Raw genomic sequence first — 12,947 nt, 5'->3', positions numbered from 1 at the left:
CCTTACTCCTTCAGATCGTTCATAATGGATTCCCCGATTGTTCCGATTCGTCTGATTTTCACATTAACTTTGAATCGTATGGGCATCTTGGCGAATTGCTCATCCCAATTGTCCTTGTTATGCTTCCAATAGCCTGGCGCAGCCCGATGAATGGCATCGCCGAATCCGAACACATCGCATTTCAGCCTCTGAGCCTTCACTATGGCATGCTCCGCATGCTTCTGCATAGCAGCCCCTGCGGCATTCTCAAGCTCATACAATGTACTGGATTTCGTCAGCTTGATCTTGCATTCGACATCAGCCACGTTCGCTTCCGTATGCATGATGACCTCGGCCTCAGGCTTCCCGTCCCGAATCTTCGCTTTAATCGACGTCTTGGACCGAATAACCTCCACAGCCATCTTTCCGCCGTTAGGACAAGCCGTCTCGACTACGGTACTGTGCAGCTGGTCCGTAATATTGCTGTATCCTTTGCTCTCTTCTTCATTCATCCAGCCAACCAGCTTGTCGCCTCTGAATATAGCTATTCCTTTATACTGGATACGGGTGGGCACATCTGGACTTTCCAGATTTTTTTTCTTGTTTCCTGCTTCAAGGTCTCCACGGATTGTAACGCCTGTCAGCGTGGCCTGAATTCCGGGGTCTACAATATTGGTAATCAGCTCATCCAGCTGTACAGCAACCGTCGGCGCCCATGACTTGGCCGACACTTCCAGCGAGGCATACAGCTTGGATGCCGGAATTTTCTCGAGCGGCGTCAAGACATTCAGTACCGCCTGGGCCGTCGTATCTTTGGCGACGGTAATATAGAAATCCGTTCGCCCTTCCTGGTCCCTGGACAGCAAATCCAGCACTTCGCCCATGCCTTGGCGGGCCAGTTCTTCTCCAATGACAAAAATGCGCAGATGAGAGAAGTACAGCTTGCGCGGAGTCGATGTCGTCATCTTGCGGATTGCCTCAAATACCGTGCCGCCGACCGCATGATAAGTGGACACTGGCGATTGCCCGGCGCTTCCGCGGCGCGAGGCGACCTCGCCCGGGTCGACCACCTGCACCGTGACCAAGTACTTGTCCTTGGCCTTGTCGATGCCTACTGCAGCCACAATCGCCAAATCGTTCAGTTCGCGCCGGTTCCAGCATCCCGAAAGAATTGGAGATAACATGAGAAGAAAGATAAAGAGCCATGCGGCTTTCCGTGCCATCGCAATATTCTCCTTCCGTCAGATTCTGGCCCTACGGCTTGGGCTTCGCGGATGACGGCTTTTGCTGCCGCTTCCTGTTGTTCCGGTTAATGAGCCTAGGCCGGGCAAATTGCGCCCAGTGGGGGATCCGGAAGATTGCGTCCTTCTGGTCGCTTAGAATAAGAGGGGCAAAGGGACTCATATACGGCACGCCAAAGGAGCGCAAGCTGCTCACATGCAACACGATGGCAAAGGTGCCGATAATGATGCCGTATAATCCAAAGGTGGCGGCAAGCCCCATCAGCGGAAAACGCAGCATCCGCATTGTATTAGCCAGGCTGTACGATGGAAAGACAAAGCTGGCAATCGCCGTTGTGGATACCACAATAACCATAGCCGCCGATATAATGCCCGCTTCAACCGCTGCCTGCCCGATCACCAAGGTTCCGACGATCGAGACCGCCGGGCCAATCGTGCGCGGCATGCGAAGGCCCGCTTCCCGCAAAATTTCGAAGGCCACTTCCATCATGATAGCCTCGATAAAAGCCGGGAACGGAATGCCTTCCCGCTGTGCCGCAAGGCTGTAAAGCAGCTGCGTGGGCAGCATCTCTTGATGATAGGTCGTAATGGCAACATAGAGTGACGGACCGAACAGCGCGATAAATACGCCGATGTACCGCAATATTCGAATCAAGGTGCTGATATCGAACCGGTGGTAATAATCTTCGGCAGCATGAAGGAAGGATACGAACAGCGCAGGCACAATAAGCACCATAGGCGTCCCGTCCACCAAGATCGCTATTTTGCCTTCAAGCAGCTCCGCAGCGACCACATCGGGCCGTTCGCTGTTATAGACAGTTGGGAAAGGCGTGTAGGTCTCATCCTGAATCAGCTCTTCGATATATCCGCTCTCCAGAATGCCGTCGATATCGATACGATCCAGCCGCTGGCGCACTTCCTCCACCACTTTGTCGTCCGCGATGCCTTTGATGAACATGATGGCTACATCCGTCTCTGTGACCCGTCCAATCTGGCGGGTTTCCAGCCATAGGTTGGGATCCTTGATTTTCCGGCGGATCATGGCGGTATTTGTACGCAGCGTCTCCGTGAAAGCTTCCTTCGGGCCTCTGACAACGGTCTCCGTCAACGTCTCGTTAATGCCGCGGTCACGCCAGCCTCTAGTTCCAGCCGCAATCGCTGAAGCGTAGCCGTCTACCAAGACAATCGTCTCTCCGGATAACAAGGCATTGAACAGACTTCCATAATTGGGAACGTCTCTTGTATCGCTTATAGACAGCACTTGGTTGACCAGTGTCTGCGGACTGACTCGAACCGCATCTCCCCCTTCTCCGCGAGTCATCTGGTCACGCAGCATAGCCGATTCCAGAATAAATTCGGAGACAGATTGCTTGTCCGCCAGACCGTCCGTGTAGACAACCGCCAGCGCAAGTCCGTCTCCGCCTGGATAACTCAGCTCTCTTATCACGATATCGCTGCTATTCCCTAGCTGGCTTCGAATCAGCTCCAGATTGTCTTGAAGGCTGGGCATAATCGGCTTGGTCTTGATGGCCTGATCCTGAGAGTTAGCTTGAGCAGGCGGCGTTTTCTTACCCTTTGTCTCCTTCATATTGACCACCTTCGGGGTTGGATGATATTCATCCATTATGAACATCATTAGACAATTTTAGACATTTTCCTCAAGCTCGCAAGCTTATTCCGCCCGCTTGACTCTACCCTCTTTTCGGGCTATTCTTATAATCAATACTTGAAACATACAGCTACAGCCATGATGGGAAGTAGTAACCGATCTTAGAGCGTATGCCTTAGCGAGCCGGCGACTGGTGAAAGGTCCGGCGCATCCGCAATCGGCGAATGGATCCCATCGCTTCAAACCGAACTTGCAGGCCTCGCAGAGGCCTATGACAGTAGGCTTTGACGGTCTCTCCCCCCGTTATCCAGGGAGACATGATCGAAAGTATGCAAGGGACGCGGCAGCGCGCTTATTGCTCCGTTCATGGCTAAGAGCGGCCTATGGTCGAATTCGGGTGGTATCGCGGAGTTTACGCTTCGTCCCTTGCAGGGGGACGGGCGTTTTTTTATTGCCTTTAAGTTCCCCAAGCTGGAAGTACACTATTGGAGAAAAGAGGAATGCACAATGAGCAAACGCATCTTGTCCGGCATCAAACCAAGCGGCGACCTTAACATCGGCGGATATGTCGGCGCCTTGCAGCAATTCGTGAAGCTTCAGGAGGAATATGAGGGCTACTTCTTTGTGCCGGATCTGCACGCCATTACCGTACCGCAGGATCCTAAGGAGCTGCGCGAGCGTTCCCGCCAGATTGCGGCGCTCTATATTGCCGCAGGCGTAGATCCTGAGCGCAACACTATCTTCATGCAGTCGCATGTGCCGGCCCACGCTGAGCTGGGATGGATTATGGAGACGCAGGCATACTTCGGCGAGATGAGCCGCATGACGCAATTCAAGGAGAAATCCGACGGCAAGGACGCTGTCAGCTCCGCCCTGTTCACATACCCGGCGCTGATGGCCGCTGACATTCTTCTCTATCAGGCGACGCATGTGCCGGTAGGCGAGGACCAGAAGCAGCATCTGGAGCTGACGCGCGATCTTGCATCCCGCTTCAACAATCGGTTCGGCGAAACCTTTATTCTGCCGGAGCCGGTCATTCAGGATGTCGGCGCGCGGGTTATGGGCCTCGACGATCCATCGAAAAAAATGAGCAAAAGCAATCCGAACCAAAGCAGCTACGTCCTTCTGCTGGACACGCCGGCTGCGATCCGCAAGAAGTTCTCTAGAGCTGTGACGGACTCCGACATGAGCGTCCGCTACGACTGGGACAACAAGCCGGCCGTCAGCAATCTGATCGAGATCTATTCCGTCTTCTCCGGCGAAGAAATTCCGGCTGTCGAGAAGCGTTATGAAGGCCAAGGCTACGGCACGTTCAAGAAGGAGCTGGCCGAAGTGGTCATCGACAAGCTTGCTCCGCTTCAAGAAAGATACCATGAGCTGGTGGGCTCCGAGGAGCTGGACCGCATCCTCAAGGAAGGCGCGCGCAAAGCGTCCGAGGAAGCTCACAAGACACTGGACGCGGCCAAGCGCGCAATGGGCTTGTTGACGTTCTAAGCTCGCTGTACGCGAAGAAAGGGCTCCCCTGCGGGAGCCCTTTCTTCGCGCCAGTAAACCTTTAGATATTGTCCGGCTTTGTATAATAGCCGTGTTTCTTATGGAATACATAAGGCTGACCCTGTTCATCCTGAAAGAGATAGTGCGTCTCATCATCTCCGATATACTGGATATACTCATTCGCACTTGTCAGTATGTGCTCCGCATCTTCCTTCGCAAACGCATATTCCGCCGTGCGGCTCTTAATGTCGCCGATTCGCCAGCTCTCCCCGGAGCGCAGCAGCTCAATCTCCATATGTCTGGATACGGTGTGCTCCTGATAGTCTTGGCCATATGTCTTGAAGCTTAGCCTTACTTTATCCTCGTCGTCCCTCGACAGCTCCAGGCTTGGTTCATACATATTGACAGCGTATAGAAGCTCGCTTGGCTCGAGCAGCCAGCCGGGATCATTTTCATATATCGTTTGCCACGGGTCCAGTCTCTGCTCGGCATTGTACTTGAGCAATTCCTTGCGGAGCTCTTCGAACGAAGGAGCCTCATCCTTGTTGGCGAACCGCTTCTCCGCCGCCTGCGACAATATCATCAATGTCTCGTATTCGAGCTGATGCAGAATAGACGCATACTCATTCTCATACGCCGCATCGCGCAGCCAGTGCGGCCGTTCAGGCTCGTTCTCCGGCTGGCCGTCAATCAGCAGCGGCTCTTCAGAGAGGGCTTCCTCTGAAGAGGGACTTTGCGTGGAAGCGTCGATCTGGAACGTTATCGGAGTTGTAAGCGGCGACGGCTCCGGCGAGCCCTCCTCTGCCGCAAGATTCGGCGTTCCCTTCTGGCAGCCCGCTATGACCATCGCAAGGATGGCCGCCGCAATCAGCAATTCCGCTCTGCTGAGCGCCCGATGCCCCTCTCTTGTCATCACCGTACCTCCCGATTCCCTTTTTCTTATAGACGTCTTTAAACGGTCGATGGTTACAAGAGATTGACGGCAAGCCCTACAGGCGGAACACACCCCTCCTTACCAAAGCAACGGCTTCATGGGTCTGCTCCATTCTCGGTCGATGAGCAATCGTCCGTTTTCTTTTGTCAGCTTCACCTGCCCCTTGTACTCCAGCTCCTCCAGCAGCTTGCCGGCTTCGTCCTTAACACGTACCGGGATCAAGTATTCATAATCGTATACGTCGCTTTCCTCTTTCATGGATCTTAATTGGACCTCTCCCATTTCCAAGTTGTGCTTATTCCTGGCGGCGTTCACTATATACAGCATAAATTCCCGGTTTACGAGCACTTTGGAGCCTTTCTCCGTGAAAAAAGCTTTGATCTTATTCTCCTTATCCGTGTAGAAGGAATCGTCATCCAGCTTGATTTCCCGGTAATCCTTCACTTCCAGCATCGCTTTTTTATAATCCGTAACGAGCTGCTTGGCATCCTGCTCCTCTGAGGAAGGTCCTGAGCAAGCCGCCAGCAGCATAGAGATGGCAATGACAAAGGACAGCATTCGTTTCATATTTTTCATATCTTGTTCCCTCCTTATGGCGGACAACCCGAACTGACGTGTGCCCTCCATTTGCTAGACAAAAATGATATAATCCGTCATCCAAATTATGTTATGATTGCCCTATTAAATGACAATTAGAAGCGAGAGACTCGTTTCTCGCCAATCAAGGGGGTCACTGCTGCATATGAGTAAGCCGGCAGTTATCGGCATTGATGGAGGCGGCACGCATACTCGAGTGCTGGTATGCGATCTGGCGGGACGCCAGCTGGCTTATGTGGACAGCCCGCGCGCTGCATCCATATATAAGGATTCTAACGCGGCTCAGAACGTTCGACACAGCATCGCCGAAGCTCTGGCGGCCGCAGCTATACGCCCGGAAGAAGTGCGCTGTGTTGCTGCGGGTATTGCCGGGTATGACAAGCCCGAGGATCTGGGCTGGGTAGCGGAGCTGACAGCGCTGCCTGGGCTGCATTGCCCTAAGCTGCATATGAACGATGCGGTCGCGGCGCATGCTGGCGCATTAGAGGCTAAGCCCGGCATAGTAGCCATCTCCGGCACCGGATCAATCATCCTCGGAATTACCGGGTCCCATGAGCACATCCGCAATTACGACTTTCATCACTATGCGCACAGCGCTGCACGCTTTCTGGCTTATGATGCCGTATATGAAGTGCTTGCCGGTCATGCTGCCGCTTCGGATAGAGCCTTAGTCGAATCCATGCTTAACCACTGGAATGCAGCGGATCTTCGTGCATTGGCTGCAATTGGCCGCCAAGGCTTCCAGGCCGACAACAAGGAGAGAGACAAGCATTTTGGGCAATTCGCGCCTTTCGTAACGGAAGCTGCACAAAGGGGCAGTACCATCGCCGTTGATGTCTGCGATCGGGCTATTCATCAGCTTAAGACCGGCATCGAGATGATCGGCGCGTCCTTCGAAAGCGAGACTGTAGAAGTCGCTTATATCGGCAGTGTCATCCGCAGCGGCTATGTGTCCAGCCGGCTGTCTGAGCAGCTGGCGCAAGGCAGCAACAAACGATATCTGGCAGTTGAGCCTGCACTTTCACCTGTCGCAGGCGCAGTATTGCTGGCTTATCAGAAGCTCGGAGCAGCTGCGCCAGAAGCTTCGCTTCTCGTCATTCAGTAGGTTCGACCGACTTTTTTCCTGCTGATCCTTCTTCCTTTATACGCTCCATCCAGATATTGGTCGCGTAATAGGATGAACACAAAGAAGCCAAGGAATCGTTCCTTGGCTTCTTTGCTTTTCGTACATTTTAGTCGGTCTCATCGGCTTGGGTTCGTGGCCCCTTCGCCCCCACACCTATCTCTTACAGGAAAATAGCGCCCAAGATACATACGACGATAATGCCTGTGATGCCTTGAACCAGCGTTGCCATGGTTTGCGCCTTGTACGCCGTCTTCAAGTTCATGCCGGAGAACTGCGACACCACCCAGAAGTACGAATCGTTGACATGGCTGACTGCCATCGAGCCTGCGCCTATCGCCATAACCGTCAGGATTTGTCCGATCGGGACCGAACCCATCATCTCCATCAATCCAAGAGAAGGCATCAGCGGGAACATGATCGTTGACGTTATAATGAGGGCGGCCGTCGTGCTGCCTTGCGCCGTTTTCAATATCGCAGCGATCACAAACGCCAGCAGCAAAGCGCCTACTCCGATGAACGCCGTATTGTCCGCGACCAGCGACTTCACATAGTCGGCGATCGGAGTCGCTTTAATGACCGATCCAAGAGCCCCGCCTGCGCCGGTAATCATGATGATGATAGCCGCATCGACCAGACCCGCTCCCATCAGCTTCGTCAAGTTTTCCTCATCGCGCTTCGGCAGCAGTGTAAAGATTGCGAGCAGCACGCCGATGAACAGCGCATTTACCGGAGCCCCGAGGAACGTGAGCAGCGTATGAGCGAATCCGCTTGCCAGCAGCTGCTGGTTGCCGTCCGCATCCGTGCCGATTGGCAGATTCGCAATCGATGCCGCTGCAAGCAGAGCAATCGGAACGATAATCGGTCCGAATGCCGCCCATGCGGATGGCAGCTTGCCGAATTTCTCTTTGTATTCCTCGAAAGTCTCCGTAGCTTCTTCCAGCGTGGAAGGCAGCTTGCTCGCCGCTGTCCGCGCCCAGATATGACCCGCCAATGCAACAGGAATAGAAACGATAATGCCGACTACAATGACCCAGAACAAGCCCGCGGGGCCAATGCCGACATTGGACGCTGCCGCAATAGGGCCTGGTGTCGGAGGAACAAGCGTATGCGTCGCGTACAGACCGGTGGACAAGGCTACGGAAAGAGTCACAATGCTGACGCCTGTGCGCTTGGCCAATGATTTTTTTAGCGAAGAAAGAATGACGTAGCCGGAATCGCAAAATACCGGGAGCGATACAATCCAGCCAATGATCGACATCGCAATTGCGGGGTGGCGATCGCCAAGCAGCCTCAGGACCACCTCGGCCATTTTGATCGCGGCGCCTGTTTTCTCCAGCACCTTGCCGATAATCGTGCCGAAAATAATGACAAGTCCAATGCTGGCAATAATGCTGCCAAAGCCGGAGGTGATGGTGGAGCCGATATCCGCGATAATCGGAGCGGAATGGCCCGACAGCTTGCCTATCAAATTCGTGCCCAGCGCCAGCAAATAAGTTGCAGCAATAATCGACAGGAAGGGATGAAGCTTCCACTTCGCTGTCGCAAACACGATAAAGATAATACAAACGAACAGCAGACCTAATATGATGGGACCCAACTGAATCACTTCTGCGCTAAGATCCATAGCCATCCTCCTAAGCTCTCGTATGAATGATTCGAATTACTTGCTCGGCTGCAGCCTCAAGCAGCGGGCCTGTCTGCCCCATCGCCTCCTCCAATGTCATAGGCTTGTTCACGATGCTCAGCACCGCTGTCACGCCATGCTCGTACAGGGCGTCGATGCCATCTCCTACCGAACCAGCCAATAGGATCGCAGGCACGCCGCAGGATTGCGCAAGCTTGGCGACACCGTAAGGCGTCTTGCCCCCAATGGTCTGAAAGTCGACCCGCCCCTCGCCAGTCAATACCAAATCAGCCCCCGCCATAGCCTCCTCCAGCCCGGTCACACGAGCTACAATGGATACGCCGGACTCCAGCTTCCCGTTCAAGAAGGCCAGAATGCCTCCAGCCAATCCCCCGGCTGCGCCTGTTCCGGGGATATGATGAATGGCCGTTCCCAGCGCCTGTTCAATCACATCGGCGAACTGCTTCAAGTTCTCGTCGAGCTGATTGATCATCTCCGGCGTAGCGCCCTTTTGCGGCCCGAACACTGCTGATGCGCCCCTCGGACCAATCAACGGATTGTCTACATCACAAGCAATGATGAACTCGCATTCGCCAAGCCTTGGATCCATGCCATCCGTCTGGATACTATGGAGCCTCAATAGCTCTCCGCCTCCGAAGCCGATCTCTTCTCCATCCACTCCGAGCAGCTTTACCCCCAGAGCTTGCAGCATGCCGGCTCCTCCGTCGTTAGTCGCACTGCCCCCAACAGCCAATATAAATTCCCGGCAGCCTTGATCCAGCGCGGCTGCAATCAGTTGGCCGAATCCGTAAGTCGTAGTGCGCATCGGATTGCGTTCATGATGCTCAATCAGATACAGCCCGGACGACATCGCCATCTCAATAATGCAGGTTGTGCCGTTGCCGAGAATGCCGAATCCGGACTCGATCTCCCTCCCTACTGGATTCAGGACCTTCTGAGCAACGAACTTGCCGTCTGTCGCGCTGATCAGGCATTCCATCGTGCCTTCCCCGCCGTCAGCCATCGGAACCACACTGATAGCGCTTTCAGGAAAAGCCCGCCTAATGCCTCTCTCCATAGCCAATCCTGCTTCCTTGGCCGATAAACTCCCCTTGAAGGAATCGGGTGCGATCACTATTTTCATTGCCAGAAAACCTCCCTCTTGCAGCCTAACATCCTCGTCTGAATTGCTCTTAGTATGCTTCGTTTTGTGTATCTGCCATTCATTATAGGAGAGTCGCGCCGACTGCAACAATGTGCATAACGAACAAGAAAGCGCTTAATATAAAGCGCTTTCTTGTGTCTTTTTAACAAAGAACCCTATTTAATTGCTGCCTATTTCTTTGACTGCATAAATACTGGAAAGCATCAAACCTAGCTGAATCCGCATGGCCTGCTGGAACTGCCGCGGGTCCACGCCAGTGAATGTAGCTGCACGGTCAAGCCGGTACAATAACGTATTGCGGTGAACGCCAAGCGCGGCGGCTGTCTCATTGATGTTCATATTATTGCGGTAAAAAGCATGCAGCGTATCCATCAGCGCCGGATGCTCGACCAGCTCGCCCAGCACGCGCGTAATCAGCTGCCGCGCCGCTGCTTCCGACACCTCGGACAAGACTAGCTCCAGCGCTGCGTCCTCGACATGAAAGATATCGCCTTCTGTTGATGCTTTCCTCGCAATCTCCAGCATATTGACCGTCTCATGGAATGAGTCGCTGATCAGCGTAATATCCGGGCATATTCTGCCAATGGCAACATAAGACGCCTTGCGGAACCAATCGGACAGCTGCTGCTGCAGCTTGGCGGCGATATCGAGCAGCGCATGCTTCGCATGTCGTTCCGTCTTGTATACCGTCGTATCCGCAAGCGCCATCCAGCGTCCCCGGCTAAGCTGCACAATAAGCGTCTCCTGCGGATTCGGGAATAACGCGGCAACATCCTTGAAGCGAATCTCGTAATCGCGGGTATCCTCTAGATGGTCCATCCCGAAAATCATCAGAACACGCTGCAGCCGCAGGTTTACGCTGAGCAGCTCGCCTCTTGTATACAGGCCCTCTTTGACCGCCGGATCAAACCCTGCAATCAATTCCTGCACCAGATACATTTTGGACCGTTCCTTCATCTCTACCTGCTCCGTCAGGTAGGATTGCTGCAGCAGCAGCTCGGTCATCATGCGCACTGCGCGCCCGAACGGAATGACCTCCGACTCCCGGCCGGTGATGCCAATGACTCCGACTACCTCCGCATGAAAATAAATGGGCATATTGATTCCGGGCTTGCTGCCGGCCCACCTGGACGCCTGCTCTCCCGTGATCATCACTTCATCCCCGGTTCGCACAACCTGGACTGCACCCTCATGCAGCATGCCGATCCGCTTCGGGTCGCTGGAGCTGATGATGACGCCGTGCTTATCCATGACATTCATGTTCAGCTGCGTCAATTCCTTCGTCTGTTTGACAATCGTATCCGCTATCTTCCTCGTGATTCGCATATGACCTCCGGTTTGTAAGAAGGATTAAAGCGTTCAATCGCAGATGCTGCTCCCCTACATCGTAGTGTTGCCAAGTTGGAAAGTAAAGCCCCAGCCTCACACTACGGCGGTCCTGCCTGCAAAACGTCTGGAGCGTCAAATGTAGCGGATAAGAGCCAGTTGAAAGCTGTCATACCATTTCGATACTCGGTGCGTGTGTTGCTCCGTCACTTTACGATTGCTGCAAAAAAAGCAGAAAAGGGATATCTCCCTCTTCTGCCCGTTTGAGCCGGTATTCATTAGCCTTGAAGCCCGTCAGCGTAGATCGCCATAGCGTCTCGCATGAATACGGCGAGTCCTTCTCCGAACTTATCGATATTTTTCGTAAAACGCTGGTCATCGACATACATTTGGCCAAGACCTTTGAACGCCTCCGGCGAGTAACTGCCCATCTGGCCAAGCATACGGTACCATTCGCCGATGGCCGCCTGTGCGTCCTCTGAAGCCGGGTCGGTGTGGCGAAGCTCTGCCAGCTTGGCGTATAGCTGATTCATGTCCTCCTGGAACTTTTCCATTTGTCCGTCCTTCTTCATCTGCTTTGCTTTGGCGTTCGACTCGTCGACCGCTTTATCTCCCCAGCGCTCGCGCGCCTCCTGCTCATACGGATTGCTGCTGAAATCAAAGCCTTGAAATTTTTCTTTATGCGACATTTGAACCTCTCCTTTCGCATGTTGGATCGTCTTCGCCACGGTTCCAAGCAACATATCGATATGCTTCTTCTTCTCCAGCAGCATTTGCTCATGCAGCCTAAGTGCCTCCAGCCGGTTGAAGTCCGGGCTTGTGACGATTTCCTTTATTTTTTTTAAAGGAAAGCCAAGCTCGCGAAAAAATAAAATTTGCTGCAATTGTTCCAAATTCCGCTCCGAATAAATCCGGTAGCCGGATTCGGTGAGCTGATCGGGAATAAGCAATCCAATCTCATCATAATGATGCAGTGTGCGCACACTGATCCCCACCAGCTTCGCAACTTCATTTACCTTCATAGCGTCTTCGCCTCCTTGCAAGCTTTACTTTAAAGTATCACGCAACGTGAGAGTCAATATGTGATTTGATTTATTTTTTCTTAACATGAATCTAGCAAAAACATGCGGTTACCCCGCTTCATCCACCCACGCCAATGATACCGCCCGCTTATACAATATACTAGCTTGAAAATATGAAGCAGACGGAGGGATCCTTTCTTGTCCATTCAAAAGCAAGTGAAAAGCGTGCTGAAATCGAAGGAAGTGTCGCAGCTAGTCATCGAATACGAAAACGGCAGCACAAAGGAATATTCGCTCGAAGGCAAAAACGGCAGCAAGTCCGCCATCAAGGACATTCTCAACTCCATCAACTGGGAGGATGTCGCCGAGGTGCAGTTCGTCCTCGACGAAGAAGACGATGACGATGATGACGACGACGATGACGACGACGAGGTAAACGTTCGTTCTGTCGATTACGACGACGATGACGATGATGATGACTACGATTATGGCGATGACGATGACGATGATGACGACGACGATGACGATGACGACGATGACGACGATGACGACGATGACGACGATGATGACGATGATGATGATGATGATGACGATGACGATGACGACGATGATGACGACGATGATGACGACGATGATGACGACGATGACGACGACGATGACGACGATTACTAGGACTATCTAGTTGTTTTAGACCCTGCTGGAAAGCAGGGTCTTTTCTTTTGGAAGAAGCTTGTAAGCCGACTTTTTCGGCTTGCACCTTCGTGAGGCGGCGGGCGCGGGCTCCGTAAGCCGACTTTCTCGGCTTGCAACTTTGCTCGGCGGCTGTGCGG

At 53.3% G+C, this 12,947-nt stretch carries 11 protein-coding genes; 3 read left to right on the top strand and 8 right to left on the bottom strand.

Annotation, left to right across the window (positions count from 1 at the left end; all coding sequences use genetic code 11):
* Positions 1-2 precede the first annotated feature (2 nt).
* Together D3P09_RS23500 and D3P09_RS23495 are read right to left on the bottom strand one after the other, a co-directional pair.
* Positions 3-1,202, bottom strand: coding sequence for a Ger(x)C family spore germination protein (locus D3P09_RS23500; RefSeq protein ID WP_120113874.1), 1,200 nt, complete (start codon positions 1,200-1,202; stop codon positions 3-5).
* Positions 1,203-1,233: 31 nt separating this feature from the next.
* On the bottom strand, positions 1,234-2,808 hold the full coding sequence (locus D3P09_RS23495; RefSeq protein WP_120113873.1) for a spore germination protein: 1,575 nt from the start codon (positions 2,806-2,808) through the stop codon (positions 1,234-1,236).
* A 528-nt stretch (positions 2,809-3,336) separates the two neighbouring features.
* Here D3P09_RS23495 and trpS point away from each other — a divergent pair.
* Positions 3,337-4,323, top strand: coding sequence for a tryptophan--tRNA ligase (gene trpS, locus D3P09_RS23490; RefSeq protein ID WP_120113872.1), 987 nt, complete (start codon positions 3,337-3,339; stop codon positions 4,321-4,323).
* Positions 4,324-4,384: 61 nt separating this feature from the next.
* Here the strand turns inward: trpS and D3P09_RS23485 are convergent, their stop codons facing one another.
* The gene (locus D3P09_RS23485; protein ID WP_120113871.1) at positions 4,385-5,236 is read right to left on the bottom strand and encodes a hypothetical protein; all 852 of its coding nucleotides are present in this window, start codon (positions 5,234-5,236) and stop codon (positions 4,385-4,387) included.
* A gap of 99 nt (positions 5,237-5,335) precedes the next feature.
* Positions 5,336-5,833: a hypothetical protein gene (locus tag D3P09_RS23480; protein WP_120113870.1), complete on the bottom strand. Its 498-nt coding sequence runs from the start codon at positions 5,831-5,833 to the stop codon at positions 5,336-5,338.
* 166 nt (positions 5,834-5,999) lie between these two features.
* On the opposite strand from D3P09_RS23480, the gene D3P09_RS23475 reads away from it, so the two are divergent.
* Positions 6,000-6,959, top strand: a complete 960-nt coding sequence (locus D3P09_RS23475) for a BadF/BadG/BcrA/BcrD ATPase family protein (protein ID WP_243644425.1) — start codon at positions 6,000-6,002, stop codon at positions 6,957-6,959.
* Positions 6,960-7,140: 181 nt separating this feature from the next.
* Here D3P09_RS23475 and D3P09_RS23470 read toward each other — a convergent pair whose 3' ends face one another.
* The 4 genes from D3P09_RS23470 to D3P09_RS23455 all read right to left on the bottom strand — a co-directional run bounded on the left by D3P09_RS23470 (position 7,141) and on the right by D3P09_RS23455 (position 12,117).
* Positions 7,141-8,568 carry a GntP family permease gene (locus D3P09_RS23470; RefSeq protein WP_207892551.1) on the bottom strand — a complete coding sequence of 476 codons (1,428 nt, stop codon included), beginning with the start codon at positions 8,566-8,568 and terminating at the stop codon, positions 7,141-7,143.
* Positions 8,569-8,614: 46 nt separating this feature from the next.
* Positions 8,615-9,748, bottom strand: coding sequence for a glycerate kinase (locus tag D3P09_RS23465; protein WP_120113868.1), 1,134 nt, complete (start codon positions 9,746-9,748; stop codon positions 8,615-8,617).
* 180 nt (positions 9,749-9,928) lie between these two features.
* Positions 9,929-11,095, bottom strand: a complete 1,167-nt coding sequence (locus D3P09_RS23460; RefSeq protein ID WP_120113867.1) for a CdaR family transcriptional regulator — start codon at positions 11,093-11,095, stop codon at positions 9,929-9,931.
* 278 nt (positions 11,096-11,373) lie between these two features.
* Entirely contained in the window at positions 11,374-12,117 is a 744-nt protein-coding gene (locus D3P09_RS23455; RefSeq protein WP_120113866.1) for a MerR family transcriptional regulator, read from the bottom strand.
* 198 nt (positions 12,118-12,315) lie between these two features.
* Between D3P09_RS23455 and D3P09_RS27940 the strand changes: the two genes are divergently transcribed.
* Positions 12,316-12,789, top strand: coding sequence for a PepSY domain-containing protein (locus tag D3P09_RS27940; protein ID WP_120113865.1), 474 nt, complete (start codon positions 12,316-12,318; stop codon positions 12,787-12,789).
* The last annotated feature ends 158 nt before the right edge of the window (positions 12,790-12,947 follow it).

The organism is Paenibacillus pinisoli (assembly GCF_003605435.1).
Lineage (GTDB): Bacteria > Bacillota > Bacilli > Paenibacillales > Paenibacillaceae > Pristimantibacillus > Pristimantibacillus pinisoli.
Note: the sequence above shows the minus strand (reverse complement) of the source record. Positions and strands in the feature narration are given on the sequence as shown.